Genomic DNA, 25,717 nt, shown 5'->3' on the forward strand with positions numbered 1-25,717 from the left:
GGCAGGCCCCTGGCTTTCGTCGACCGCTGGCGTAGCGGTGGGGTTAGTGGTCGTAGTCAGTGTCGTAGGGGTCGTAGTCCGCGCCGTGCTCATGGCCCTGTTCGTGGCTCTGCTCGTCCTGGCCACTCTGGTGCTGGTGGCGTTCGTTCTCGATGGCGAGCTGGTCGCGGTGGGCCCGTTCGGCATAGCCACTATCGAGGTCGCGGTCCCGGTGGGGCTGGTCGTTCTGGACACGGGCCTGCTGGTGCAGCTCTCGGAGCTGCGACCCGCGGGTCACGCGACGTAGATCATCGACTGCGTCGCGTACCGCGCCCGGATCGCGCTCGGCGCTGTGGCCAGCACCGTTGTCCGAGGAGGGTACCTCCTGGGCGGCCTCGGGTGTCTCGCTCCCGCGCGGCGGCTCCTGCACGTCCGGTTCGACCGCAGGCGAGTCCTCGCGGTGCCCGGTGGCCGGCGCCGTCCCCGAGCGCGTGCCCGGTCCCTCATGCTCGGCGTTCCTACGCGTGGCGGCTGGGCTGCTCTCGGACTCCGCGGCCCCGGCGGGCGCCGGGACCTTGGTGGGCAGCGTGAGTTGTTCCCCGGCCGCCGGTGTCGGAGTGTCGCGCCAGGCGGGGAGCTGGCGCCGTTCCAGTTCCCCGGCCGCGGCCTGGTCGGCCTCGCGCAGCGGGGCAACCTCATCCCACCACTGCTGCCGAGCCTCGTACTCCTCGGCCATGTCCGCCGCTTGGGCGGTGTAGGCCTGTGCGAGGGCCCGATAGCGGTCGGCGGCCGCGACCAGCTCGTCTCGGCCAGGTCCGTCGGCGGTCACGTCTGCTTCGGCTGCGGTGAGCACGGCGTCGTCGCTGATCTCGGTGGCCAGCCGCTGGGTCGCGGCCAGGTCTCCACCGACGGCGCGGGGCCCGTACTCATCGGCGTGGTACAGCGCGAGCGCCCAGGCTTCGCGGGCCTGGTAGAGCTCGCTGTCGGTCTTGTGCTGCCAGGCCAGCGCGGTTGGGTCCGGGTCGAGAGCTTCGGTGGCTTCGCGCCACAGCGCGTAGGCGAAGGGCTGCTGGGTCGGGGGCGCCTGCCCGAGCGAGGACTGATGCGCGGGAATGCCTCGGTACTCTCGGTACGCCGCGACCACTCCGGCGCGGTACTCCCATGCGCGGCGGGCGTCGGTGTCGTCCTGGTCGGGGACGTCTGGGAGCCGGTCGAGCGCCCACTGCGGCGGGTCGAGAGCGATCTCGTTGCCGAGTTCGCGCTGCCGGTCGGTGGCCAGTTCCCCGAGCTGGTGGAGGTAGTCGCGGACGGGGCCGGGAGCCAGGGTGTCGGCGACCGCGGTCCAGTCGTGTTCCGGCTCGGCAGTTCCGTTCTCCGGTGCGTGGGCGGTGGTGAGCTCTCCGACGCGCCAGTGCAGAACCTTCGCGATGGACTCGGCGTCGTCGAACCCGCGACGCGTCACGGCCTCGGTGAGCAGTGCGCGCGGGTCGTGTCCGTCGAGTTCGGCGCCGTAGACGGCGGCCAGCATGCGTCCGTAGGCCTCCTCGCCCTGCAGGCGTTCCATCTGCTCGTCGGTGAGCAGTTCCCTGAGGATCTCGGCGTTGCGGCCGCCGGAGGCCCGCATGCTGACCTGGTTGATCAGAGCACCCAGAGTCTCGAACGAGGCAGTGTCGTGCTTGGCGACCTCGCGCACGGTCAGCGCCGCTTCCGCGACCTCTGTGCGCGCGAGGATGTCGGTGAGCCGCTGGGCGGGTGTGTCCTCGATGCGCCGCTGATCGTGACCGTCCGGGGCCTGCTCGGTGACCATGTAGAGCAGGTTGTTCTCCCTCCCGCGGCTGATCGGCACATACACCGACTCGCGGGTCGCGTCACGGTCGAGCAGGCCCCGCCCGACATCGACGGTCACGCCCTGGGCCGCGTAGGCGGTGACGGCGTAGCCGAGGATGACGTGCTTCTTGACGTACTCGGGGGTCATATGTGCGACCGCGCCGCGCTGGTCTCGGGCCAGGATCGCGCCGTCGGGGCTGAGGCCGATGACGGTGTAGCGCTCCTTGTTCAGGACCTCTCCAACGGTCCCATCCGGTGCAGGATCCACGCGCAGTCGCCGGTCGTTGCGGGTCGCCTGGATCAGGTCCCCGACCCCGATATCGTTCTCCACGCCGCCAACAGTCACGGTGGCAAGAGCGTCGGGCGAGACCCGCCCAAGCCCGACCAGGGTCCGGCGAACCTGCTGCGACATCTCCGCCGCAGTCCGGTTGGTTCCGACGATGAGCAGGGCGTCCTTGCCGTCGAGCATGTCGGCCATGTGCCCGCGCACGGCGTGCTCGCTCATCTCCTCCAGCGTGCCCGTGCGCAGCCGACCCCGGTCGGCGTAGGCGGCTACGGCGTCGACGTCACCCACGCGCAGCTGCAGCGACGCCTCGGCCTCCCAGGCGTGGCGGAACCGGTGCACCGTGTCCAGCTCGAGGACGCCGGCCTGAGCGGCGAGGTGAGCGAACATGCCGCCCGCGCCGACCGGCTGGAGCTGGTGGTGATCGCCGACCAGCAGCACCTTGGCCCCGGCCGCCGCAGCGACGTCACTGATCTCGACCAGCTCGGCGGTAGTACTCATGCCGGCCTCATCGACGACCACCAGGTCCCCGGCCCGGAGCCGATCACGAACCTCGCCGGTAGCCCGGTCAGGCAGGAACCGCTGCCGCCACTGCGCGGTGTTCATCCCCTCCAGGCCGAGCTCGCCCAGGTTGCGCGCGGCCATCTCCGCGGTCGCCAACCCCAGCACCCGGCCACCTTGCTCACCCGCCCACACCGCTGACAGTGCGCCAACGGTGTGCGACTTCCCGGTGCCCGCCGGCCCGACCAGCACGTCCACTGTCCGACCGGACCCCAGCACCCCTGCCACCACGGCAGCCTGATCGGCAGACAGCCTCTGGGCGCCGAGTACCTCAGCGAGTTCGACGAGCCGCGCGGCCGGAAGCGGTGTGACACTGTCGGTCCGGCTGTGGCCCAGCAGCCGCTCTTCGGCGGTGACCGCCGCGGTGGTCGCGTAGCGCTCATCGATGTGGGCGCGGAACATCGATCGGCCGTCACCACTGGCGCCGAGGCGGCGCAGCTCGTCCGGGACCGGCACCGGGTCGGACGCGGAGACCTGCACGATCCCGAACTGACCGGGCGCGGCCAGCACCGCCTCGGTGACGGTAGCCATGAACGCCGGACGGGCGGCCGCCGCCACCCCGAGCGCGGCCGCGTGGTCACCGAGGTGGTCGTCGATGGCCGCGGTCAGGTTCCCGACCGTCCACGTCGCATACCGGCTCTGGACATCGGCCACTCCGGCCTCGATAGCGATGGCCACTGCCCCCGCGAGCGGGGCCGGGCCCTCACCGACAGGCATGTTGTGGCCGGACACCGCTCGGCCGGCGCCGATGACCGCCAGGACCTCCAGCGCAGCCTCGCGTCCGTCAATGGCCTGTGCCTGGTCACCACGTCCGGACACCGGATGGGTGCCGTTGGCCGCCGCGGTCATCACCACCTCGTCGACCGCGTCCAGTGCGGCCGCGAGCCTGTCCACCCGCCCCGGCTGTCCGGTCGTCCACGCCAGTACCGCGGCCGGCCCGGCCAGACCGCGCTTCGGCTCGCGGGTGCCCTTGACCGCCTGTTCGACCAGCGCGCGGCGCGCCCGCGGCCCCGGGGCCCGCCCGTGCCGGGCTGTGTAGGCCTCCACCAGCTCCGCGACCGCCGGGCGGACACGCTCCAAGGTGCGGGTGCTCGCCTGCGCCAGCAGTTCCGGGTCGAACCCGGCGATCTCCCGCGCCAACCCGTCAGGCCGCAGCTGGAACAGCACCCCCATCCGCTCGGTCAGCAGCTGCTGGTATGCCCGCGTGTAGGCCGCCGACAGCGCCTCCTTCACCGGCCGGAACGCCTGCCCATCCAGCGCGAGCACCCGCCCATCGGCGGTCGCGGCACGGTTGAGCACCCCGGCGTGCGAGTGCAGCTGGGGCTCACCGTCACGGTTGGTGTGGTGGCCATAGACCACGGCGGCCAGGCCCGTGGCCGCCTCCCACTGACCCACTGTCCGCCCCGACGGGCCCCGGCCCTCGTGGCGGCCCGAGCGGACATACGCCACGTCGGACTGCACCGACGACAACGCGATCCGCACCGCCTCGTCGTGCGCCCAGCGGACCGTCTCCGCGCCGTCGTTGTCGCCCGCGGCGAGCAACGCCGTGTAGTACATCGACACCGACTTCACCGGCGAGAACGTCACGTCGTAGTAGGCCGTCGGAGTCCGGGTGTTGCGGGTCGCCGCCGTCTCGATCTCGAATCGGCGCTCCGCCGACGCGGTCGGTTCTTCCTTGAGTGCGTCGGCCACGATCTGGGCTGCTGTGCGGAACTTCCGCGGCTTCGAACCGAGGTAGACCGGCGTCTTCTCGGTCGACCCCGCGAGCACGTGCTCTGGATAACGCAGCTGCCCGAACACCGCCCGAACGTCATCTGCGCTAGCCGTGGCGCCGGCCGCGAACGGCAGCCCGAGCCCCTCGATCCCAGCGCCGAACCAGACGCCGTCGGGCTCGCCATGCTCGGCCGCAGAGGTCAGGTACTCGGCGGCACCGGGGGTGCGCTGCAGGCCATCGCCGCCGTTCTCAATACCCTGTTCTGAACCGTGTTCGTGGCCCTGTTCGGGCCGCGAATCGCACCCGTGGAGCAGGTACTCGACAGACCCGGGCGCCATCGCAGTGACCCGCACGACGCCCACGGCGAGAACGCTACGCGACCGGCAATCCATCCAGCAAGATCATTTGATGCATAGGTGTGAGGCGTTGAGGCGTTGATAGTGGACAAGCGGAGATGTAAGATCAGGACACAGCAACATGATCGAAAAGTGGTGGTTCGGAACGAACCGAATCAGGCCAGGGTGATGTCCGGTGTCAGCGAAGTTGAGCCAGTGTCAGCAGATCTGAGCTAACAGGCTGGTGCGTCTCAGGAAGTTGAGCCAGCTGCTGGTAGCAGAGGACAGCAGGGACCGGATGGCACGACGAGTTGGCTCAGGTCCGGTGAGACCCGAGCACCGGCTCCGTCTCAGTCGTTCTGAGCCACCGCAGCTCACCGCTTCGGACGTGGCTCGGGTCAACTGAGACAGGACAGGTGAGGCCGAGTCGGAACGCTGAGAGAGACGTACAGGGCCGGGGCCGAGTGCTGATGGAGGGGGCCGGGCATCGCTGCCAGGCGACCGAGCGCGGCGCCTCGCCGCCGCTGCGGCCGGCTCCACAGCGGGGCCCGGGAGGACACGAGTTGGTGCCCACCTGACGTCGGCAGGGGTCACCGGTAGGTGACCAGCTGCGTGCGGCGTTCGGGATCGACAAGAGGCGGGGGAGCGAACGATGGCGACCAGGAAGACAGCACAGGCGGAGCGGGCGGTCCGGGATCGGGCCGATGCCATCGCGGCGGCACGCGATCGTCTCGATGCCGATCAGGCCGAGCGTCGACGGCGGGAGGACGAGGCGTTCGCGCGCTACGCGCGAGCCGACCGTGATGCCGAGCAGATCGTTGCCGACCGGGACGCGGTGATCGCCGAGCTGGAGCAGCGCCGGCGCGACGCGGAGGGTGAGGCACAGAAGCGGCTCGAGGAGGTCGAGACGCGCCAGCGCGAGGTCCTCGCCGAGCTGCACCGCGATGGCCGGAAGGCCGAGGACCTGGCCGCGATGTTCGAGCTGTCGGTCAAGCGCGTGCGTGGACATCTACGTCAGGCCCGCCGCGCGAGCGCGGCCACCGATTCGCCGCCGGTGGCCGCCTCACCGACGCCACCGGACACCACAAGCGACCACGCGGCCACTGCCTGACCGTCCGTGGCCGCGGCTCCATGGCCGGCCCCGCAGGTGATCGCGGGCGATGCTGTGCCGCCGAAGGCGGGTCCGCTCTGAGCGCTCGGCCTGGCGCGGCCGTGAGCGCCACGTTGGGCCCGGGCCGGCGACCACGTTGGGCCCGGGCCGGGCGGTCAGGTGGACTGTGCGTCGCGCCAGGCGATGACGGCGAACTTGTCGGCCTTGGTCATGACTCGCCAGTCCCGCCGCAACCGGGCGTCGCGCTCGGTCGGGCTGGTCGAGGTGGCGGCGATGTAGTCGCACCGGGCGGTCAGCATGGCCTGCCGGGTCGCGTCGGCGGCCGGGACGGCGATTCCCGGGGTCCCGTCCTCGCGGCAGTCCTGGCAGAGCCCGTCGCGGTTGGCGCGGCGCTGGTCGGCGGTCGACCGCTCGACTCCGCAGGCCACGCACGGAAGACCGCGCATCGGCGGGACTGCCGCAAGGTCGTAGTCCAGACGGTCATCGTGCTGGGGTTCGTTGGTGTCCTCGACCGGGTCGATCCGGTCGGCGAAGTAGCGGGCGACGGTGTCGCGCTCGACGGCGCGCGGGTCCTGTCGCCCGCGCGGAGCGCTCCGGCGGCTGGTCAGGTCACGCGGCTTGCGGGCTGCGTGAGCCTGGTCCTTGGCGCGGTTGCTGCGCGCGATGCGGTCGGCGTCGCGGGTCTTCTCCGCGCGCCGCTCCGCGCTCGGGGCGCACGCCTCGACCAGCGCGCGCCCGTCGTCGTCGGCCTTGCGCCACTCGCGGCGCAGCTTGGCGAGCATCGTGGTCGGGTGCTCGGCTTCCAGGGCCTCCACGCAACGGACCAGCAGCAGACGCGCCGACGGGTCCGTGGTGTCCAGCAGTCGCGCGAGACGGGCACGAGCGCCACGCAGCGCGCCGCGCTCGATCATCTCGGCGATCTGGCCCAGCTCCGCGGCCGCGGCCGCCATGGTGATCGTGCTGGTGTTCGTGGTGGTGGTGGTGTCGGTGGGGTTCATCGCGACTGCACTCCCTCGCTGGCCGGTGGACAGGACCGGGTGGGCCTGGCGGCCCGTCTCGGGTGGCGGGCGTCTGCCCCGCCACCGCGAAGCGGCGGTCGCGCGGCATCCGAGGCTCGACGTCAAGGGCAGCCCGAAGGGCTGTCGCCGAAGGCGACGCGGAGCTTGCGTAGCGCCCTTGACGTTGAGTGATGCCGTGCTCAGCTCTAGGGCCGGCAGGCCCACCCCGCCGAAGGCGGGTCCACCGGGTTTCCTTGGCCCGGCGCGGCCGTGAGCGCCACCACCCGACCGGCGGCCGCGGCCGCCCACTGGCACCGCTTCGCTTCTGGCGCGGGTGCGCCGTCGCCGCGGCCGAGGTCAGCCTCAGCTGCTCGGCGCGACCTCGCGGACGACCAGGATCATCCGGCCCGCCCGGGCCTCGATGACGGCTCCGCCGTCGAGCACGACCGACACCGGCTCGTCCCTGCCGTGGTGCACGACGTCGGCCACCCGAGCACACGAGGTGGTGTCCACTCGTGCGGGGACGCCGTCGTAGTCGTGTCGCATCCGATCGATCGTGTCGAGTGGCAGCAGGTCCCCTGCCCGGATCTTCGTGGGGTAGGTCTGGTGGATCTCGATCTGCATCGGCCGGGCCTCCTCGTCGGAACACGGGCCGGGCCCCGCCCGGCGGGCGGGGCCCTTGGCGGGCGAGCCGCCCTCAGTAGGGCGGCTCGTCGTCGCCGGGCTCGGCCTCGCCGAGCCCGGTCGGCTCGTAGAGGTCGACGAGCAGGTCCTCCAGGACGCGCTGGTCGTTGATGCTGAGCTGGGAGGGAATGACCCCGTCGAGGGCCCAGAGGCCGGTCTCGGTGTCGATGTCGACGCGTCGGGTAGCGCTGGTGCTGCTCATGTGTGGGCCTCCGGTGCTCGGTGCGGCTGGAACGCGGCGCAGCCTCAGCGCGGCCGGGGTGGGGGCCCGCAGGGCCGGCGGCGGTTCTGGCTGGCCCATCCCGGTGTGACCCTGTACGCGGGCGCCGCCGGTGCTGCCCGAGGTGACGGGGTCTCACCGGGATGGGTCGGCCAGGTTCGTCGGCGCTTGCCCACCCCGGGTGTGCTGACCTTCGGGCGATCCAGACGTGCCGAGCACCGGAGGCCCACCCCGCACCACCCACTGCTGCGGACGGCAACCCTGCCGACCCGACCGGCACCGCAGCCGGTGACCCGACGACCCTGGCCGGCACCGAGCTGGCGACACGGCGATGCCCACCGGCACCGGGCCTGGTGACCCGACCACCCTGGCCGGCACCGAGCTGGTGACCCAGGCACGTGACCGGCACCGCCGCTGGCGTGCCGCCCGGCCGGCGCAGCCGGGCGGCACGCGAGTCGGATCAGTCGCCGGGCTCGTGCTCGTGCTCGGTGATGGTGATGTTGTGGGCGATCGGGATCGACAACGCCGAGCTGATCTCGTGCTCACCCGCGCAGCTCGGGCACGGCACCCGGTCGCCGACCTCGTGCTCGCCGGGCACGATGCTCATCGCATCGGTGCACCCGTCACCGAACTCGACCATCGTCGCGTCGCTCAACGCCAGGCCGTCCTCGACCCTGGGATTGACGATCGGGAACTGCTCGCTCATCACGGTCCTCCTCGCGGTGCTGGGTGGTGCGGCTGGAACGCGGCCCTGCCTCAGCACGGCCCGGGTGGGCCCGTCAGGGGCGGCGGGGAGCCGGTGCTGGCCCGCCCGGCGTGGGATCGGCCGCAGGCCGACGAGCGAACAGCGAGCTCGTCCCACCCGCGGCGGCGTCGGCGGCGGGTATCGCCGCGGACCCACCTGGGGTGTGCTGACCTCCGGGCGATCCAGTCGTGCCTGCCCCGCGCCCGCGAGGACCGCACCGGAGTGAGCAGCTCAAGTACTGCCGGACCGGTCAGGGCGTCGGGAGCAGGGTGGCGCCCTCGTGCACTGCGGCGTGCTCGGCCAGCCGGCGGAACTCGTCCCGGACCTGCGCGACCCGGGACGGGTCACCGACCAGGAGCGTCTCCAGCTCCGCCAGTGGCCACCGGAGCGTGACGCCGTGCCGGGCCAGGTAGAACGCGAGATGCCGGGCCTTCCACCGGTCGCCGGTGTCGAGCCAGGCGTAGCCGAGCAGCTGCCACACCCACCGCGCGATCCGCGCGGGCTGATCGGCCCGCAGTACCGTCTTGACCTCCACCAGGGTGTCGCCGACCAACAGGTCGGCCTCTGCCCAGTGCGGGACCAGCACCGGCGAGGCAAAACCCAGGGGCTGCCCACGGCTGGGATCACCGGCCCACCCGCGCCAGTCCGCGAGCGTGCCGGACGACTCGACGACCCGCGCGATCGCGGCGGCGTCCTCGACGACCTCCGGTAGGGCCAGCGCGCGCAGCTGCTCCACCGTCGCTCCGCCGACCTGTGCGATGCGAGCGAGCGGCGGCGGGGTGATCCCGGACCGGTATCGGTCCTCGCCGAGAGTCCACACCGCGTGGGTGCGGGCCAGCGCCGCCTCGACACCGGCTGTGCCGATCACCCCGGTCGGGGCATGGCGGCGGGCGAAGGAGTGGCCCCGGTGGGCGAGTTCGGTGAAGACCACGTCGCCGGGCCGCGGGCCAGCCCCGTCAGCCGGTGGCGCGAGCAGTGCGACGACATCGCTGGGGGAGGGGCGCAGCCCCACCGCGGCCTCGGCCAGCTCGGGCTCCTGGGCCAGCACAGCTTCCTGGGCCGGGTAGCCGGCGGCGATCGCGTTACTCGCCTGCGCTGAGACCAGCTCGGCGCCGACGAGCCCGTACAGGGCTGCGTACGGCGCGGCATCCTGCACCAGCGCGGCCAGCCGCGCGCTGACGATCCCTCCCACCGCTGGCCAGTGGCCCGCCCCGATCCGGCCCGGCGGTCGCGCCACCGTGGCCGTGGTTGCGGCCGCGCGGATCTCGTCGACCACAGCACGGGTGCCAGGCAGGTGCGCCGCGCACCAGCGCGCCAACGAACTGTGCTGCAGCTGCGAGGTCAGCGACACCGCCACCACCTTCCATCTCGATCCTCAAGGCTCCAAGCCGGGTTCTTCTTCCAGTTCGATGCCGTCGTGCTCGGCGATCTCGCGGTTCAGCTGCGCCTCCCAGTCCTCGACGAGTTCCTCGTAGAGGTGGGGTGCGCCGCCGTCGCGCTCGTACTCGAGGTGACCGACGGCTGCGTGGTAGGCAGCCAGAGAGGCCGGGTGGACCTTGGTGGTCCAGTCCGGTTCAGCGAGGTCGGGTGTGGCTGGGGTGAGCTCCCCGCGTTCCGCGGCGGCCAGGCGCTGCTCGGCGGCCGCCAGTGCTTCGCGGGCGGCGTCGATCGCCGCCCTCTCCTTGGACCAGTCGTCATCGGGGTTGTGGCGTACGAGGGAACCGTCGGCCTCCGCCGCCTGCTCCTGTTCTAGCTCCCCGGTCGCGATCCTTAGATCCTTTCTGGCTTCGTCGACGGCCCACGCTTCGTGGGCGACGTGAGGGGTCTCGAAGGAACCGTCGGGCATCTCTCCCAGGTAGCGGACCGCGTTCTCGGTGTAGACGTGACGCGCCCCGTACCCATAGAACCGGTCCAGGCCCGGCCTGTGCTGGTCTGATTCGGCCATCCCGAGTTCGACCATGCGGCGGTCGTACTCATCAGCACGGGCCGGAGTCGTTCCGAGCTGCCGCTCGTAGGCTTCCTCGGTGCTGGACATGGCGTTCCTCCAGTAGTTCGTCAGCCGGGCGTCCCAGGACGGGGCAGGGTCGGCGTCGCGGTCTGTTCTGGTCGTCGGAGCTACTGATCATCGGTGGCGGAGTCGGTGGCGCGACCGCGGGCGATGGTGCGCGGGGCGCGGATCCCGAAGGTCATCCCCCGCGTGATCGTCCGTTCTGCCTCGGCGCGGGTGAACCCTGCGACCCCGATGTGCGCCGCGGCGGCGTCGAGCAGGACCGCGTAGGCGTTGTCGGCGTCGAGCTCCCCGCCGCCGACGAGCTGGCCGAAGACCCGGGCGGCGTTGAGCAGCGTGATCTGCCGCTGGCCTTCCGCGGCGTGTTCGACCTTGTCCAGTTCGTCGGCCTGGATCGCGGCGATGTAGGCGTTCGCCCGCTTGGTCGACAGTCCCCTCGTCGGCGGTCCCTGCGGGCGCGGCGCCGGCGGCGGGGTGAGCAGGGTGGCCAGCCACGTCGGGAGTTCTGCGATCTGGCCGTGCTCGGCGACCAGGTAGGCGCCCTCGGGGCGGATGCTCCCGGCGCCGACGACGAACCCGCCGATCGCCCGTGTATCTACGAGCGGACCGAGGCTGTGCCCATGCCCTCCCTGGGTGTTGCGCAGCTCCAGCCCGTCGGGCATCCGGTAGTAGGCGTGCTCTCCGTCGGTCGGCGTTCGTACGGAGTAGGTGTCGGGCAAGGTCTCGCCGTGCTGGGCGGCGAGCTGGTCGAGGACTTCCCGGCCGGTGGTGGCTCCGTCCCAGTCGGGCAGGGGTTCGGTGCGGGTGTCGAGGTCGATCACCACCAGCCCCGACGGCCCGCAGGCGATCCCGACGTTCCACCGGGTGGAGTTCGACCACCAGCGCCGGATCTGGGCCGGGTCGCGCGTGGCGCGCTGCTCCCAGCCCTGGTGCCCCTCAGCGCAGGGCCCGCGCCCGCGGCACCGGGTCTCGCCGTGGAAGGCGGGGATCTTCGAGCCGGCCTTGACCGGGAACACGAACAGGCCGGCGGCCGCGGCGTCGAGCGCGACCTGTCGCAGCCGCAGGACCTCACGGTCGAGGCGCGGGCGGGCACGTCGCGGCATGCGCGCTGTCTCCTCCCGCCCGGGTCGGGTTCCGTTGTCGTGCACAGCATCGCACCGCGTTGCGTCGGATCGGGGGCTGTTGATGCTGGTCGTGACGGTCATGAGGGTGTTCCTCCTGTGCTCTACCAACCCCGTGCCTGGCCGGGCGGGGATCCGGGCCGGCCAACCGGGGGCAGGCTGTGCGCCTGCCCCTCGGGGGCCTCGCCCCGAGGGCGCGTAGAGGCTCACGGGTCCAGGGCAGCCCGCCAGGGCTGTCGCGCGAGCGACGCGTCAGCGCCCTTGAAGCGTGAGGAACGCGCCCGCAGGATCGGCCCGATCCCTCCAGGTCCACCGTGCGGCGAAGCCGCTCCACCGGTCTGTGGGGTCTTGGGCGTGTGCTCGGCGCGGTCCCGGTACGACACCCGGGGCCGCGCCGAGCGGCTGGGATTACAGATCCAGTTCCTTCTCCGCGTGCTGCTGGATCCAGAAGGAGCGCTCGGCCAGCTCCTCGTCGGTCGGGCTGCGCCCCGCAACAGGCTGTGGTTCGGGCTCACCGGCGGCCTCGCGCTGCTGCTCGGTGGCCTCGGCTTCGGACAGGCCCTGTTCGGCGTGGTGCACCGCGACGTTCGCGTGGCAGACCGCGTTCAGGTTGACCAGGCTGGGCTCGTGGTCGCGGGCCTCGCGAGCGACCTCCAGGTCGTCGCGCGCGTGCAGAAGGTTCTGTTCGGCCTGGGCGACGTCGAGGCCGCGGAACGAGCCGTCGGCCATCAGGCCGAGATCGCGCACAGCGTTGGCCTCGTACCACTCCGGCGGCATGATGTCGCCGTAGTAGACCCCGGACCCGGGCGCGGAGATGCCGGGTTCGGCGAGACCGAGCTCGATCATGCGGGCATCGGTCTTGGCGGTGTGGTCGTCCCATCCGGACCGGCGTGTGTCGCGCATCGTGGCTCCTCGTGGTGTCGGGGTCTGTGGTGATGTGCCCGGTCGAGCGCGGCGGGACCGGGCGCGGCGGGGGTTCGGTGCTGGCCCGAGCGGTGTGGGAACCCGCGGAGCGGGTCCGAGCGCAGCGAAGGCGGTGTCCCACCCGGTCGGTGTCGGCTGCCGGTTCATCGCCGGTGCACGGGCACGGTGTGCTGAGCTTCGGCGCTCACCTCACCCGACACCTCGCAGTAGCCGCAGCACACCGGGCATCTGGGCTGCGACCTGTGCTCGGTGCGCGACACTGCTGATGTCCGACGCGATCGAGGGAGGGGAGAAGCGCCATCGACGCGATGACGGCCTGGGCCAGCCCTGGGCTGCTCGCCACCGAGGACGCTGCGGACTCCGTGGTCGCCTACGTGACCGTCACGTTCGCCGTGACGGTCCAGACCAGCGATCCGCACCCGGCGGCCGAACCGGTCGACGCGATCACCTCGGCGCTGCTCGGGCGCGGGTTCGCGATGCTGACCGACATGGGCCCTGAGGTCCTGCGAGCGGCGCCGGTCGTGCCGGGGTGGACCGGTGTGATCACCGGCGACGACCAGCTCCGCCTCGGTGCACCGGGCGAGCAGTTCTACGACGGGGACCTCGGGGCCGCTGTCCCCGCCCGGTGGCACGCCACCGCGTTGTCTCGCGGCTGGTTGGTCGTCCTGGTCGCCACCCGGCTGGATCTGCACCGCGACGACCGTGCCGAGCAGACCCACAGCGCCCTGCACGACGGACGGCTCCTCGCCGGGCAGGTCCCGCTACGGGGCTCACCGGCCCCGTAGCGGGCTCCTGCGGCACCGGTCAGCCGGTGGCGAGATGGGCGTCGGCGACGACGTCCATGAGCAGCTCGTCGGCCTCGGCGCCGCGCCAGTACCCGGCACGGCGCAGCCGCCCGGCGTGGGCGAACCCGGCCTTCTCGTAGGCGGCGATCGCGCCGAGGTTCGGCTCGAGGACCTTGAGCCACACCGAACGCAGCGCCGAGATGGTGAAGGCGTAGTCCAGGGTCAGCCGAGTCGCCTCGGTCGCCAGGTTGCGGCCGCGGCCGTCCGCGCCGAGCAGGATGATGAATTCCGCGGTGCGCACGTAGTGGTCGATACGCAGCGCGCTGGTCCCGACCGGCACCGGCCCACCGGGCCGGGTCAGGTCATAGATCGTGAACCGCGGAATGGTGCCCATGCTGCGGGCCTGGGCGTCGTAGCCGGCCAGGCGGGCTTCGAGCGATTCCGGGGTCTGGCGGCCCATGCCGGCGATCACGGCGGGCTCGTTCTCCCACTGCCAGTACAGCTCGGCCAGCTGCCGGGTGAACGGGCCCAGCGCGGTGCGCTCGCCCCGCATCCACAGCAGCGGTGTGGCCGCGGCGGCGGGGTCGCCACTCGTGGCGCTGGGGGCGGTGGTGTCAGCTGTGGCGGTGTGGCCGTTGGAGGTCAGCGTCATGAGGTGTCTCCTTTCGCCGCCCGGCCATGGCCACGCGCGGGCGCGGCGCCGGGTTCGGGCAGCTGGATCAGTGGTGTGAAACGCAGCGTGGAGGTGGGCTCGCCGACGGGGCAGCCGTCGAGACTGAGCCAGGCGTGCAGCCTGATCGGATCCGCGGCGATCCCGTGGCACCACCCAGCTCGCCGGCCGGTGACGGCCAGGGCGAGCATCGCCGCGACGGTTTCCTCCAAGCACGCTGTCCGGAACGGAGACACGCGTCCGATGACGCGCACACAGTCTAGGACCGCCACCACCTGGGTGTCGCGTGCCGGGCGTCGTGCCACCCGGGTGGTGATCCGGACGAGGCGCAGGAGGCGGGAGAACGCGTGGGGTCGGCGCCCGGCTGTGCGCACGAGCAGCACCGTCGCCAACGCGCACGCCGCGAGGGGCGCCCACGTCGGCGACAGTGGGCCACGTTCCGGGAGGGCGCCGGGCGCTTCCTGGGTGCCCCAGCTGGGGCCGGTCGCCGGGAGCACCACGACCGGTGCGGGCGCCGTGTCCGACCGGGCCGAGAGGAACCCCGCGCCCGACAGGCTGGCGGCCAGTGCCTCGGCCTCGGTGCCGGGCACCCAGGTGCCGGTGGCGTCGAGGGCGAGGAACGCTTCGCGTTGGGCACCGAGCAGGGCGCGCACGGCGCCGGTGCGCTCGTGCAGCAGTACGACGGTGTGGCCGAGATCCGCGGCGCGGACCTCGGGCGGACGGACGAACATCGTGGTCATCAGAAGACCTCCCATCGGGAACAGGTCGAGACCGTCGGAGGCGGGTCCCCGGCCGTGGAGGCCCATCGCGCGGCCGCGGGCCACTGGTTGAGGGCGCGGAGCCACACCTCGGTGGCCAGCACGGGGTTGAGCTGGTGGAACCCGATGCCCGGGGCGCCGGCGGCCGCCCGGGACAGCAGCGACCGGTAGCGGGCGGGGTCGATCAGACTGCGGGCGGCCAGTTCGCCGTCGACGAGCGCGGTGAGGGCCCCGAGGTGGGTGCGTAGTCCTCGGTACTGGTCGGGCGTGAAGTCGCCCTTGGTCCGCCGTGCGGTCACCGTGTCGGGCAGCAGCCCGGTCATGGCGCGACGCAGCAGCGGCTTGTAGTCGCCGGGTCCGGCGCGCCGGGGTCCCGGGATCGCGAGCGCGGCGTCGACCACGCCGGGGTCGGTGAACGGGTTGTGCAGGCTGATGCCGTGGAACTGTTCGGTGATCTGAGCGTCGGCTCGGGCGGTGCGGGCCACGACCCGCATGGCCGTGCGGGTCCGCGCCGCTTCACCCGGCTCACCGCGGGTGGCGGCCGTGCGGGCCTGGGTGAGCAGCGGCCAGACCGCCGTCCGCCGCAGGCGGGCCCAGCCCAGTGCGTGCCGCAGCAGCTGGGCCTGGGCGCGCACTGTTGTTGTGGCGGCGAGGTCGGGCAGGTATCCGGTCTGCGGGCCGAGCAGGGTGTCGCCACCGTCGCCGGTCACCAGGTCACCGACACCGAGGGCGGCGAGCACACCGAGTTCGGCGTCGAATCGGGCGATCGCGATCGTCGAGGGCGCCGGCTCATCGGTCGCCGGGACCAGCTCACCCATCTGCCCGTAGGGCAGGTGACGGTCGTCGAGCGGGCAGAGCAGGTGTCTCACCGATCGGGCCCGCCCGGCCAGCCCGATGCGGGCGTGGTCGACAGCGGCGCGGGCGTAGTCGAGATCGCCACCAGAGGTGATCCCGGCCGGGTGCACCGTGACCGCCAGAACGGTGCCGGGCACGTCCTCGCCGCGAGCGTCGCGATGCTGGGCCAGCAGCATCGCCAGCGAGGTGGAGTCCATCCCACCGGAGCAGTCCGCCGCCACCGCGGCGCCGGTCGAGCCGGGACCGTCGGCGATCCCGGCGACCGCGTCCTGCAACGCCTCCCGAAGCCGGTCGGACACGGCGCCGGTGGCGGTGAGCGGGCAGATCGTGATTCCCGCCGCGGAGATGGTCAGCCGTACGCCGGGGGGCACCGTGGTGATCCCGGCGAACGCGGACCGGTCCCCGGCGCCGTGTTCGACCACGGGATCACCGGCGTGTCCGGGGTGTAGGTGCTGGTGCAGCCACGTGTCGTCGACGCCGGAACCGGTCAGGGCGGCCAGCGCCAGCGAACTCGACCCCCACAGCGCAGCGCCGTCGGTGGTGGTCGTGGTGTAGATGGGCTGGACCCAGCCAGGATCGGTGAGCACCACCGTGGCGTGTGCGGTGATCTCGACGACGGTGTAGGCCCCGGTCAACGCGGTGACCGCGGAGTCGGGGACACCGGTGCGCACCCATCGGGTCAGCAGGTCGATGTCACAGCGGGCGCGGCCCAGGACCGCCACTGTCCGGGCGGGCCCCTGCGCGATCGTGACCTGTGAAGCGGGCCAATCCCCGCACAGCCACGCGGTACCGATGTCATCAGCGAGCGCGCGGCCGCCGGCCGGGTACCCGCTGGTGCCGGTGGTGCTGCGGCCGCCGAACCATCGAACGTTCATCTCCTGACCTCCCACCTCGGGGTACTGCGGGGCACCCCGGGTGGGGTGCGGTAACGACGAGGGCCCGGTGAACGACAGTGCGTTCACCGGGCCCTCGTGCCTCTCGCCTGGATCAGGCGTAGACGTAGCGCTTGTCCTCCGACGTGCCGGAACCACCGCCCTCGGTCAGGACCGCGGCGTCACCCAGCTCGACCATCTCGGTCTCGGTGTGCTGCGACATGCGAAATCACCTCCTCCCAGTGCTCGTGATGGGCGCATCGACCAGGTACTGGCCGCGCGCTGCCCTCCCCGGCCGCTACCGGCCGGATCTGGGGCCCCACCGCCGGTCGCGGTGGGACGTGACTCGCCCGCACCTCGCGGGCCGCCGCGCCGGGGACGCGCGCTCGCCCGACCGGTGTGACACCACCCCGCCCGCACTCAGGCGGCCGAGGGACGAAGTCGGTGGTGTCACCCGCGTCGGGTGCGGCCGGCGCGGCATCGGTGGGAAAGGCGGACCGTGGGGTGCAGAGTCGCCACGTCCCCACCTCGACGGCGGAGGATGCTCCGACCGGGCGCCACGGGTGGTCACGGCCGCGGTCGTGCTACCGGCACCAGGCCTCACTCACCCCGGCTCCGGGATGCGGCGCAGCGCGTCGGCGTCGGTAGTGGTCTGACGACTACCGTTCGACGCAGCTGTAGCCGTTGTCGATCGCCAGGCCCGCCGGGGCCGATCGGTCCCGGCGGGCCTGGCTTGGGGCCGGTCCGGTCATGCGCTGGTGCGGACCTCGGCCCGCCACCGGTCGAGGGTGCGGCGGCTGACACCGGCCTGGGCGGCGACGTCGTCGATCCGATCGCCCTGCTCGACCCGGGCGATGGCCTCAGCTCGTCGGCGGGCCCGGTCACTGCGTGGAGTCCGGTGGTCGGTGCGGCGGGGGCTGCCGGCGGTGCGGCCGCGCCGTAGGGCGCGGCGCTCGTCCTCGCTCAGCCCGCCCCATACCCCGATCTGCCTGGTGGACAGGGCCCACTCCCGGCAGGCGGCCATGGCTGGGCACCGGCGGCACACGGCCTTGGCGGTGTCGAGCTGGTGCTCGGCGGCTGGTCCGGACCCGACGACGAAGAACAGCTCCGGGTCCTCGTCGCGACACGGCAGGGCGTTGTCCAGGAAGTTCATCGCAGCTCACCTCTTTTCGGCGCTCAGGTGGGGTGGAGACCGGGCGGGGCACCGCCTGAGGGGTGGCTGGTGCCCCGCCCGGTGGCCGACCGGGGGTCAGTCGGCCGTCTGGGGAGCGGTGGTCGAACCGGCTCGCTCGCGCCCGGGCTGGCGGGTCACGCTGGCCCTGGCGCGGCGCAGGTCCGCGGCGATGGTCTGGGCCCGCAGCTCGGTGCGCCGGACCGGGTAGTCCTGCCCGGTGGGGGTGAAGGAGTTGTCGGCGAGCTTGCCGATCACGATCACGGCGTCCCCGGCGTGCAGCGAGTCGGCGGCGTTCTCGGCCAGCTCGCGGAAGGCGACCACGTCGGTCCAGACCGGAGGGTTCTCGCGCCACTCGCCGCTGCGGCGGTCGAAGTAGCGGTCGTTCTGGGCGATGGAGAACCGCAGGCGGGCCTCGCCGGTGTTCTTGTTGTAGGTCAGTTCGGGCTTCTTGCCGATGTTGCCGGCGAGGGTGATCTCGTTCATGGGGTGCCTCCTGGGGTGTCGGGCTGGTTGGTGACGCGGCCCTGCCTCAGCGCGGCGGTGTGAGGCCCGTCAGGGGTGGCGGGGGTTCGGTGCTGGCCCGAGCGGGTGGGAACCCGCGCTAGCGGGTCCGAACGCAGTGAGGCGCCGTCCCACCCGCTCGGCGTCGGGCGCCGGTTCATCGGCACGTACCTCGCGCCGGGGTGCTGACCTTCGGGCGTCTCCACACCTGGGCACCGACATCCCCAGGAGGCACCCCGCCCCACCGGGGCACTCGTTCCCGGCCGACGCGTCGCAGCGTGGCGTGCACGGCCGCCGTCAGCAGACAGCCACCGCGCCCAGACCCATGCTCAGACCCAGACGACGTCGCGCTGGTGGGCTCGCGCGTAGAGCGTGACCTCGCGCAGCACCGCGAGCCGGGTCTGCAGCCACCCGACCGGTCGCCCGAAGTCGATCACCGCGCCGTCGCGGTACTCGGTGATGGGGACGCCGGCGTCGGCGGGCGCCGCCGCCAAGGCCAGCTCGACCCGGCCGAGCATCAGCTCCGCGGGCAGAGATCCCACCAGGGCATCCTCGGCGTCCTGCGGAGTGGACGGCACGATCCCGGCCATGGTCGCCGGGTGCAGGTCGCCGGCGCCGATCTCCGGGCACAGGCCCAGGGCGCGCAGCAGCGTGCGCGCGTGGACGCTGGCCAGATTGAGGCGCGGTTCGCCGTCGGTGCTGCGGTGCTCGACGACGTAGCCCGCGCGGCCCCCGCACCACGGATCCGTGCAGAACCGGTGGTGTTCGGCCAGGCCCGCGGTCGCGGCGATGTAGTCGCGGAACCGGCGGCGGTCCTGGCGAGGGGCGGCGGGGCAGTGGATGGACGCGCCGAGCACGGTCGCACCGGCGGCTGGCCCGGCGGGGAAGAAGGTGACGGTCACGGTCGGCTCCCTACTCCTGGTGTTCGGGCGGGCAGGCCGCCGTGGTGGATGACGTAGAGGTCGGTGAGGTGCTCGCAGACCTCGCGGGACTGACCGGCGGTGATCATCGGGAGGAACTGGCGGGTGTAGATGCCGCTGCTGCCCTCGACGAAACACACCCCACCGGGCAGCAAGTCGCACGGCTCCGGGCCCTCGCCGGGGACCTGCTCGCGTACATCGTGGAACTCGACCCCGCCCATGTCCGGCGCGTCGAGGTGAGCCCAGAGCTCGACGGCTCCGGCGGGGCCGGAGCAGATCAGCGAGTGCTTGGTGTGGAGCCCGCGGACCTGGCGCCGCCCCCAGAGGGTCAGGCCGGGAACGTGGAGGATCTCGCCGTTGATGTGGGCCAGGGTGGTCATCGTGTGCCTCTCGTTCGGGACCGGCTCGGAGCCAGAGCCTGTGGTGATCGGCGGTCAGGGGGAGCGGGCGTGCCCGTCCTCGTGGCCGGAGGTGGTCAGGCGCTCGCGCGGTTCATCACGCGCCCGGCGATCAGGACGTTGTGGTAGGCGGTGAGGGCGTCGCCGCTGGTGCCGCCGTCGTCCTGGACGTTCTGCGCCGCTCGGGTGGCGTCGGCGACGAGGACGGGCAGGACCGGCTCGATCACGAGATCGAGGACGACGTCGGCGAGGGCGCCTTCGTGGTCGGCGAGCACGCGCAGGGGGACCCCGGCGCGGTGCAGCGCGGCGCCGATCAGGCACATCGGGCGGTGGCCGTCGGCGCTGACGTAGCGGCACGAGGGCAGCCCGTGCTCGACACTGTTCTCGGCGAACAGCGGGTGGTGATCCTGCGGGTCGACGTAGGCGTCGGGATCGGTGTCGATGTCGGGGTAGGTCCAGTTCAGGCCGCGATCAGCGACCACCGCGTGCAGCGCAGCAGTGAGCTGGTCCTCGGTGATGGCGAAGGTAGGCATGACGAATGACCCCTCTGGAGAAGGTGGGATGGGAGGCGACACGACGGGCCCCGGCCCTGGCTGGGCCGGGGCCCGCCGGGGTCAGCGGTTGAGCAGGTCGCGGTGGTAGCCGGCCAGGACCACGATCACGGGACCGAGGTCGCCGGCGTCGAAGATCGGCCGGATGTCGCGGGCCAGGGCATCGTCGGCGAGCGTGTCGGGATAACAGATCCCGACGGTGACCTCGTCGCCGGTGAGCTCGCAGTCCTCGCCCAGCTCCTCGGCCCGCCGGTCCGCGCACAGCGGGTGGACCGAGTGCAGCGTGACCGAGAGCCCGTCGGTCCTCGTGCGCGTGGCCCACGAGTCCGCGAGCCAGCGCATCTCCACCGCGCCGTGGTCGTCGGAGACGACCAGCCGGACCCAGTGCGGATCCGGCGCGATGTGGACGCCCAACCCGTCGAACCGGGTCGAGCGCTCCCGGAGCCGGTCGAGGCTCAACGCCTCGCCGACGTGGGCGCCGCTGCTGCTCGTGTTGGTGATCGTCATGGTGGCCCTCCACGGGGTCGGTGAGGCTCGGCGGCTGGAACGCGGCTCTGCCTCAGCACGGCGGCGGTGGGGCCCCGCAGGGGGCGGCGGGGGTTCGGTCTGGCCCCGACGGTGTGAGACCGCGACCGGGACCACGACCCGGCCGGGAACAGGCGCAACCGGCCCGCTCCCGGCCTGCGGGCCCGGCAGGTGACCGGCGCCCCCTCCCGAGCAGCACCCGGATGCTCGTAGCCGGCACCGGGCTGACCGGCTCCGCTACGGCCCGTCTCGTCCTGGCGGTCTCACCCGGCCGGGTCGGACGGGTTCATCGCCGCGCACCCCACCGCCGGTGTGCTGACCTGTGAGCGATCCGGCCCGAGCCCTCTCCGGCGCCAGGACCGGGCGGCCGACCACCGACAGCTCGTGCCGGGCACACCACGGGGCGGGGCGCCTCAGCGCGCCCCGCCCCGGAAGTGGTGGGTGATCAGCCAAGGGCCGCAGCCTCGCTGTCCTCCTCACCCTCGGGTGCACCCTGCTCGTCGACATCAACATCGTCATCAACATCGTCGGCGGGGTCCTGGAGGACGTCGGTGGTGTTGTCGGTGGTGTTGTCGGTGAGGACGAGCTGCTCGACGTCGGCCAGGGCGTAGCCCCAATCGCGCAGCTGGGCGAAGTAGCGGCGCGTCGCCGGGGTCGGGTTGCGCCAACTGTCGCGGGTGGTGCCGTCCTCGTAGGCGGCGAGCACCAGGGCGAGCGCGAGCATGGTGGCCCGGGCCGCGGAGCCGGAGCGTGCGGCCTCGGCGATGGGGTTGGGCCTGCCGCTGTAGTAGCCGTAGCCGCCTGCGTCGCCGAGCCCGAGCAGTGTTGAGGCGAGGGCGTTGCCGGACTCCATCGCCCGGCGCAGGTCGTGGTCGCCCTGGGCGAACTCGGCGGCGACGAAGATCGCCGCCCCCTTCGGGGCAGCCTTGCGCGCGAACAGCTCGCGCAGCCAGTCGCAGCAGGCCTTTCACTCACCGGTGATGGCCACCCGGCGTCGCTGGCCGGGTGGTGCGTCCCCGATGGCCGGGGGCGCGCTGCGCGTCTCCGGCGGCCCGACGGGTGGTTCGGTGGGGGTTCTGCCGTGGTCGCGGCGGCGTGGACCCGCCGGGCGGTGGTGATGCGCATACGGGTAGCTGCTGGGGCGGGTTCACCCGCGGGGACCCCGCGGCAGGTTCATCACCGAGGCACCCGTCGGGGTGCCAGCGTGGGTCCGCCCCCTTACTGCGGGGCGGACCCCGTACCGGCAGCGCCTACCGCTCCGCGATGGCGAGGTGGTCGTGGCCGTGCCGGCACAGCGGCTCGTGGGAGTGCGGGCACTGGTGTGCTGGCACAGAGCTGATGTCAGCCGCCCAGCCGAGTATCGCGAGGGCTCTCGACAGGTCGGGCAGCAGCCGCGGGTGCACCCGCATCCGGACCTCGGTGTAGAGCGGTGATGCGCCGATCCCGCCGACCTCACGGTTGTCGTGGGTAGCTCGGATCTTGTGTTCCAGCGACGGCTCGGCGACATGAATCTGATCGATGGGTCCGGCGTGCGGGTGCGCCGATTGCAGCAGCACTCCTGCACCGACGTCGTCCGCGCCGCGCCGCACCAAGCCCCGAAGCTCGGTCAGGTTGGAGCGGACCTCGGCCAGATCGATTCCTCGGCGGCGGTGCGGGCGTCGGCGGCGCGCCGCCATTCCCGCGCCGCAGGCCGGGCGGCGCGGTAGGGCTCGACCAGGCGACGATGCAGATCGGCGGCGATCCGGGCTGCGGGACGGGCCGGATCGGCCGTGGCCCGGGCCCGCAGGGCCTCGGTGCCCGGCACGTCCCGGGCGTCCGACGGTGGCTCGCAGGCCACGATCAGCCGCCCGGTCTCCGTGCCGTGTCGGCCGATGCTCATCCGCAGGACGGCGTCGTCGGCCGCGGTGAGCAGCACCCCGCGCTGCTGGGTGCTGACCGTCCAGCTGTCCTCGTCGATCGCGGTCAATGCCGCGGCCACGGCAGAAGCGATGTCACCAGTGACATCGTTGTCGCTCAGCTGCGCGGCGCTGGTCATGACCGCACCTGCCCGTTGTGTGCCTGTTCCGCGAGGTAGAGCAGGTTGCTGTCGTCGTTCAGCCCGATCGCGGTGAACATCTCATCGAGGTGGCCGACCAGGTCGGCCCCGCTGATCGATCCGCCGCCGTCGTCCTGGAGGTCCCGCCAGGCCACGAACAGTCCGAGAATCCACCGCTGGGCAGGGTCGTCGGCGCGAAGCGGGAACGGCCGGTGCGCGGCCGGCGGGGCGAGGCGGGCGAGCACGGCGGGGATCACGCGGCACGCCGGTTGGTGTGGCGGTGCAGGACCGGTAGGACGCTCTCCGCCATGGTGGAATCGGTACGGCCGTGCTCGACCAGCGCACCGTGGGCTATGACGAGGTAGTGCCAGCCGATCCGCCAGCCGGCCCGCTCGAGCGGGGCGAACCACACCCGTGTCCCGTCCGGTGTGGTGAGCACGAACGCGGGTGTGCCGTGGCTGTCGGGTGGGGTCGGGGTGAGCTGGTCGGGATCGATACCGCGCACGGAGAAGGTCCGCCGGATGTCGGCAATCGTGGTCATCGCTGGAGCTCCTGTTCGCAAGGGGATGGTGGTCAGACACGCCCCGGGCCCGCCGACCGGCACCCCGCTGACTACGAGCGGGGTGCCGGTCGGACGGGCTACCGCGGTGAGGAGTGGTCAGCTCGCGGCCGCGGCGAAGGTGGCCGAGAGCTGCATGGCCTCGATGCCGCGTGACTCGACCTCGTAGGCCTCGTCGACGTCGGGGATGCTCTGGGCGGCCGCGGTGACCGCGTGCAGCACCCCACCCGAGGTCGGGGCCCCACCGCGGATGAAGTGGGTCAGGATCGAGTCCTGGGCGGCTGTGGAGAAGCGCAGCTTCTTGCTGACGTGCTCGATGGTCTGCTGGGGGCGGGTGACCTCGACCCCGGCGTCGGCCTCGATCTCGGCGATGCGCTCGGCCACCCAGTGAGGGTCGAGGAACTTGCCCACGGCGTCGCGGGTCATGTTCTTGGCCAGGGCGAGGCTGGCGGCCTGGGTGTCGGACGACCAGTCGATCTGGCCGTGCTCGAGGCGCCCGCCGGCGTGGACCTCGTCGATGGCGTGGCGGGTCAGGGTCATGCCGTTGTTGCAGATCTGGACGGTGAGCTGGGGGATGAGGCGGAACTTGCCCTGCCCGGTCTCGGAGTTGGTCAGGACGAACCCGGCGAACACCGTCGGGTTGTCGGCACCGCGGTCCCCGGAGAACGGGGAGGTGTAGCCACGCAGCAAGGCCGGTGCCATCGCCGCGACCGCGGTGGAGCGGATCTTGACGTACATGCGGGACTCGGACAGGTCCGCCGAGACGACGTCAACGGGATGGCTGGCCTCCCGGATCCCGTCCAGGCAGGTCATCAACACGTCGAGGTTCTCGATGGGGCGGTAGCGGTCCGACAGCAGTGCCCGCATCACCCCGTGCCGTCCGTCGCCGTCGGCCAGACCGCGCACCAGGAACCGGCGCTCGGGCCGGTGGGTGAGCCAGCCGTTGACGTTGGCGTCGTAGAGGTCGATGTTCTGCTCGCGGGTTCGCCGCAGGTAGGCGACCGGGATGCCGAGCTTGTCGGCGATGCCGCTGTCGGCGGTACGGGTCGGGGTGAGGGTCAGATCACCGGTGGTGACCCCGTCCATCGACAGCTCGCTCCTGCCGGCGCCGTGCACCAGCATCTGTCCGCCCTGGGCCTGCAGGGCGGACGCGGCGACGACGTGGTCGGTCTTGGCGGCCTGGTGGGTGCGCAGCAGCTCGACCATGCTGCTCAGGTCTGCGTTGCGGGTGGTCAGCGAGACGGCGTTCTGGTCGGTGATCTGCTCCATGACGGGGTTCCGTTCTCTCGGGCGTACGCCCCGGCCCCTGGGGAAGCGGGGCGGGGGCGGTCCCGACCGCTGTGGTGGGACGTGACTCGCCCGCACCCGCGGTCCGGCGCGGCGGGGCTGCGCGCTCACCCGATCGGTGTGACACCACCCCGAGCACACGACCGGAAGCCGACGAGGCGACCGTGGTGTCACCCGTGTCGGGTGCGGCAGGCGCAGCATCGTCGGGCAAGCCGGGCTGCGGGGTGCAGAGTCACCACGGCCCACCCGGCTGCGGTCGTGACCTCCCGGACCCTGCGCTCACCGGCAGCTCATCCCAGGTGGCGCAGCTGTCGCTAGTCCAGGTCGAAGCCGTTCTCTTCATCGAGTTCAGAGGCCTCGTCGATGGCGACGCCGAGCTCGTGTGCCTGGAACTGTCCGTCCTGGATCTCGTGGTGGAGCTGTAGCTGATGGTCGACGTCTGTGTGCACGGTCGTGAGCGTTCGGTGCTGTGTGTCGAGGCCGTGGAAGCGCCACGAGTCGAGGCCGGGGGCGGCGGCTTGCTGGACCAGACGTTCTGCGAGGACGGCCATCTCGACCGGTCCGATCCCCCCGGGGACGGGGGTGAGGATTCGCGGCAGCGGGGCCGCGTCGGGGTGGAGGTCGCCGCGGGGGCCTGCTGGGTGCGGGGTGAATCCGGAGTCGACGACCAGGCGATGCCCGGGGTGGATGTGGTCGGGGGTGAGCAGCCAGGGGCTGCCGGTGGTGGAGAGGACGACGTCGGCGTCGCGGAGCCGTCGCAGGTCGTCGCCTACCTCGAGGAGCATCGGGTCGTGGCCGCCCTGGTGGAGGAGCGCGACGACGCCGGAGCCGACGAAGCCGCTACTGCCGACCACTGCGATTCGGGCGTCGGCCAGGTAGGGCTCGGCGACGCGCGCGACGCCGGCCGCGGTTGCGCATGCTGTGCGGGGCGCGAAAACACCGAGCGAGTCGATGTCCTTGGCAGGGTCGATCTCGTCGAGCAGCGCGAGCACAGGCCGAGGTGGCGGGGCCTGGACGATGATCGCGGCGACGAGGAGGTCGTCGTTGGCGCGGTGGATGAGTTCAGAGATCTCGCTGTCGCCGATGGTGTCGGGCACGACGACGAGCTCTGGCGTGACGCCGAGCGCGGTGAAGGTGCGCACCTTCTGTTCGGCCGAGATGCGGGACGCCTCCATCCGTGTGGCCCAGAGTGGGGCGTCGGTCGTTGACTCGAATCGCACGACCATCACCCTGACGCCGTGTTCCTGCAGTGTCGCGGCGTAGGCGTCACGGTAGGTGTCGCGCACCTCGCTGAGGATGGCGCGGCCCGGGACCTCG

The 25,717-nt window shown here is 72.4% G+C and carries 27 protein-coding genes and 2 pseudogenes; 2 read left to right on the plus strand and 27 right to left on the minus strand.

All coding sequences use genetic code 11. The features are described 5' to 3' along the window. Nucleotides 1-43: 43 nt before the first annotated feature. Nucleotides 44-4,726, minus strand: a complete 4,683-nt coding sequence (mobF, locus tag KPF22_RS30350; protein ID WP_224404116.1) for a MobF family relaxase — start codon at nt 4,724-4,726, stop codon at nt 44-46. 625 nt (nt 4,727-5,351) lie between these two features. Between mobF and KPF22_RS30355 the strand changes: the two genes are divergently transcribed. Further along, the gene (locus KPF22_RS30355; protein WP_224404117.1) at nt 5,352-5,810 is read left to right on the plus strand and encodes a translation initiation factor IF-2; all 459 of its coding nucleotides are present in this window, start codon (nt 5,352-5,354) and stop codon (nt 5,808-5,810) included. A 155-nt stretch (nt 5,811-5,965) separates the two neighbouring features. Here KPF22_RS30355 and KPF22_RS30360 read toward each other — a convergent pair whose 3' ends face one another. The 8 genes from KPF22_RS30360 to KPF22_RS30395 all read right to left on the minus strand — a co-directional run bounded on the left by KPF22_RS30360 (nt 5,966) and on the right by KPF22_RS30395 (nt 12,489). Beyond that, the gene (locus KPF22_RS30360; RefSeq protein ID WP_224404118.1) at nt 5,966-6,808 is read right to left on the minus strand and encodes a hypothetical protein; all 843 of its coding nucleotides are present in this window, start codon (nt 6,806-6,808) and stop codon (nt 5,966-5,968) included. A 363-nt stretch (nt 6,809-7,171) separates the two neighbouring features. Next, the gene (locus tag KPF22_RS30365; RefSeq protein WP_224404119.1) at nt 7,172-7,432 is read right to left on the minus strand and encodes a hypothetical protein; all 261 of its coding nucleotides are present in this window, start codon (nt 7,430-7,432) and stop codon (nt 7,172-7,174) included. Between the two features lie 73 nt (nt 7,433-7,505). Further along, on the minus strand, nt 7,506-7,694 hold the full coding sequence (locus KPF22_RS30370) for a hypothetical protein (RefSeq protein ID WP_224404120.1): 189 nt from the start codon (nt 7,692-7,694) through the stop codon (nt 7,506-7,508). A 478-nt stretch (nt 7,695-8,172) separates the two neighbouring features. Continuing rightward, a complete protein-coding gene (locus KPF22_RS30375; protein ID WP_224404121.1) occupies nt 8,173-8,418 on the minus strand; it encodes a hypothetical protein in 246 nt (81 codons plus the stop codon). Nucleotides 8,419-8,707: 289 nt separating this feature from the next. Next, nucleotides 8,708-9,808 (minus strand): hypothetical protein, encoded by a 1,101-nt coding sequence (locus tag KPF22_RS30380; RefSeq protein WP_224404122.1) that lies wholly within the window; start codon nt 9,806-9,808, stop codon nt 8,708-8,710. A gap of 24 nt (nt 9,809-9,832) precedes the next feature. Then, on the minus strand, nt 9,833-10,492 hold the full coding sequence (locus KPF22_RS30385; protein ID WP_224404123.1) for a hypothetical protein: 660 nt from the start codon (nt 10,490-10,492) through the stop codon (nt 9,833-9,835). Between the two features lie 80 nt (nt 10,493-10,572). Then, nucleotides 10,573-11,568, minus strand: coding sequence for a bifunctional DNA primase/polymerase (locus KPF22_RS30390; protein ID WP_224404124.1), 996 nt, complete (start codon nt 11,566-11,568; stop codon nt 10,573-10,575). Nucleotides 11,569-11,994: 426 nt separating this feature from the next. Then, nucleotides 11,995-12,489 carry a hypothetical protein gene (locus KPF22_RS30395; protein WP_224404125.1) on the minus strand — a complete coding sequence of 165 codons (495 nt, stop codon included), beginning with the start codon at nt 12,487-12,489 and terminating at the stop codon, nt 11,995-11,997. 329 nt (nt 12,490-12,818) lie between these two features. Between KPF22_RS30395 and KPF22_RS30400 the strand changes: the two genes are divergently transcribed. Further along, nucleotides 12,819-13,295 (plus strand): hypothetical protein, encoded by a 477-nt coding sequence (locus tag KPF22_RS30400; protein WP_224404126.1) that lies wholly within the window; start codon nt 12,819-12,821, stop codon nt 13,293-13,295. Between the two features lie 19 nt (nt 13,296-13,314). Here KPF22_RS30400 and KPF22_RS30405 read toward each other — a convergent pair whose 3' ends face one another. From KPF22_RS30405 to KPF22_RS30490, 18 genes and pseudogenes are all read right to left on the minus strand, one after another. Beyond that, nucleotides 13,315-13,947 (minus strand): GNAT family N-acetyltransferase, encoded by a 633-nt coding sequence (locus tag KPF22_RS30405; protein ID WP_224404127.1) that lies wholly within the window; start codon nt 13,945-13,947, stop codon nt 13,315-13,317. Further along, nucleotides 13,944-14,705, minus strand: coding sequence for a lasso peptide biosynthesis B2 protein (locus KPF22_RS30410; RefSeq protein WP_224404128.1), 762 nt, complete (start codon nt 14,703-14,705; stop codon nt 13,944-13,946). The genes KPF22_RS30405 and KPF22_RS30410 overlap by 4 nt, the downstream gene beginning before the upstream one ends. Continuing rightward, nucleotides 14,705-16,453 (minus strand): albusnodin/ikarugamycin family macrolactam cyclase, encoded by a 1,749-nt coding sequence (locus KPF22_RS30415; protein WP_224404129.1) that lies wholly within the window; start codon nt 16,451-16,453, stop codon nt 14,705-14,707. Before KPF22_RS30415 ends, KPF22_RS30410 begins: the two co-directional genes overlap by 1 nt. Before the next feature lie 112 nt (nt 16,454-16,565). Further along, the gene (locus KPF22_RS30420; RefSeq protein ID WP_224404130.1) at nt 16,566-16,673 is read right to left on the minus strand and encodes an albusnodin family lasso peptide; all 108 of its coding nucleotides are present in this window, start codon (nt 16,671-16,673) and stop codon (nt 16,566-16,568) included. Between the two features lie 525 nt (nt 16,674-17,198). After that, a pseudogene (locus KPF22_RS33785) lies at nt 17,199-17,321 on the minus strand (helix-turn-helix domain-containing protein); the annotation flags it as partial. 63 nt (nt 17,322-17,384) lie between these two features. After that, nucleotides 17,385-17,603, minus strand: a pseudogene (locus KPF22_RS33790) (WhiB family transcriptional regulator); the annotation flags it as partial. 96 nt (nt 17,604-17,699) lie between these two features. After that, the gene (locus KPF22_RS30435) at nt 17,700-18,107 is read right to left on the minus strand and encodes a single-stranded DNA-binding protein (RefSeq protein ID WP_224404131.1); all 408 of its coding nucleotides are present in this window, start codon (nt 18,105-18,107) and stop codon (nt 17,700-17,702) included. Nucleotides 18,108-18,454: 347 nt separating this feature from the next. After that, nucleotides 18,455-19,027 carry a hypothetical protein gene (locus KPF22_RS30440; RefSeq protein ID WP_224404132.1) on the minus strand — a complete coding sequence of 191 codons (573 nt, stop codon included), beginning with the start codon at nt 19,025-19,027 and terminating at the stop codon, nt 18,455-18,457. After that, nucleotides 19,024-19,425 (minus strand): hypothetical protein, encoded by a 402-nt coding sequence (locus tag KPF22_RS30445; protein WP_224404133.1) that lies wholly within the window; start codon nt 19,423-19,425, stop codon nt 19,024-19,026. Before KPF22_RS30445 ends, KPF22_RS30440 begins: the two co-directional genes overlap by 4 nt. A gap of 95 nt (nt 19,426-19,520) precedes the next feature. Then, a complete protein-coding gene (locus KPF22_RS30450; RefSeq protein WP_224404134.1) occupies nt 19,521-19,976 on the minus strand; it encodes a hypothetical protein in 456 nt (151 codons plus the stop codon). Between the two features lie 81 nt (nt 19,977-20,057). Next, the gene (locus tag KPF22_RS30455; RefSeq protein ID WP_224404135.1) at nt 20,058-20,501 is read right to left on the minus strand and encodes a hypothetical protein; all 444 of its coding nucleotides are present in this window, start codon (nt 20,499-20,501) and stop codon (nt 20,058-20,060) included. Between the two features lie 463 nt (nt 20,502-20,964). Next, nucleotides 20,965-21,372 carry a hypothetical protein gene (locus KPF22_RS30460; protein ID WP_224404136.1) on the minus strand — a complete coding sequence of 136 codons (408 nt, stop codon included), beginning with the start codon at nt 21,370-21,372 and terminating at the stop codon, nt 20,965-20,967. A 397-nt stretch (nt 21,373-21,769) separates the two neighbouring features. Further along, the gene (locus tag KPF22_RS30465; RefSeq protein ID WP_224404137.1) at nt 21,770-22,075 is read right to left on the minus strand and encodes a hypothetical protein; all 306 of its coding nucleotides are present in this window, start codon (nt 22,073-22,075) and stop codon (nt 21,770-21,772) included. Between the two features lie 50 nt (nt 22,076-22,125). Further along, entirely contained in the window at nt 22,126-22,554 is a 429-nt protein-coding gene (locus tag KPF22_RS30470) for a hypothetical protein (protein ID WP_224404138.1), read from the minus strand. Beyond that, on the minus strand, nt 22,551-22,811 hold the full coding sequence (locus KPF22_RS30475) for a hypothetical protein (protein ID WP_224404139.1): 261 nt from the start codon (nt 22,809-22,811) through the stop codon (nt 22,551-22,553). The genes KPF22_RS30470 and KPF22_RS30475 overlap by 4 nt, the downstream gene beginning before the upstream one ends. Further along, nucleotides 22,808-23,095 carry a hypothetical protein gene (locus tag KPF22_RS30480; RefSeq protein ID WP_224404140.1) on the minus strand — a complete coding sequence of 96 codons (288 nt, stop codon included), beginning with the start codon at nt 23,093-23,095 and terminating at the stop codon, nt 22,808-22,810. Before KPF22_RS30480 ends, KPF22_RS30475 begins: the two co-directional genes overlap by 4 nt. A 117-nt stretch (nt 23,096-23,212) precedes the next feature. Beyond that, nucleotides 23,213-24,382, minus strand: coding sequence for a DUF932 domain-containing protein (locus KPF22_RS30485; protein WP_224404141.1), 1,170 nt, complete (start codon nt 24,380-24,382; stop codon nt 23,213-23,215). Between the two features lie 332 nt (nt 24,383-24,714). Next, entirely contained in the window at nt 24,715-25,686 is a 972-nt protein-coding gene (locus KPF22_RS30490; protein ID WP_224404142.1) for a tetrahydrofolate dehydrogenase/cyclohydrolase catalytic domain-containing protein, read from the minus strand. Nucleotides 25,687-25,717 lie beyond the last annotated feature (31 nt).

The sequence above is a fragment of the Pseudonocardia sp. ICBG1034 genome (genome assembly GCF_020131375.1).
GTDB lineage: Bacteria > Actinomycetota > Actinomycetes > Mycobacteriales > Pseudonocardiaceae > Pseudonocardia > Pseudonocardia alni.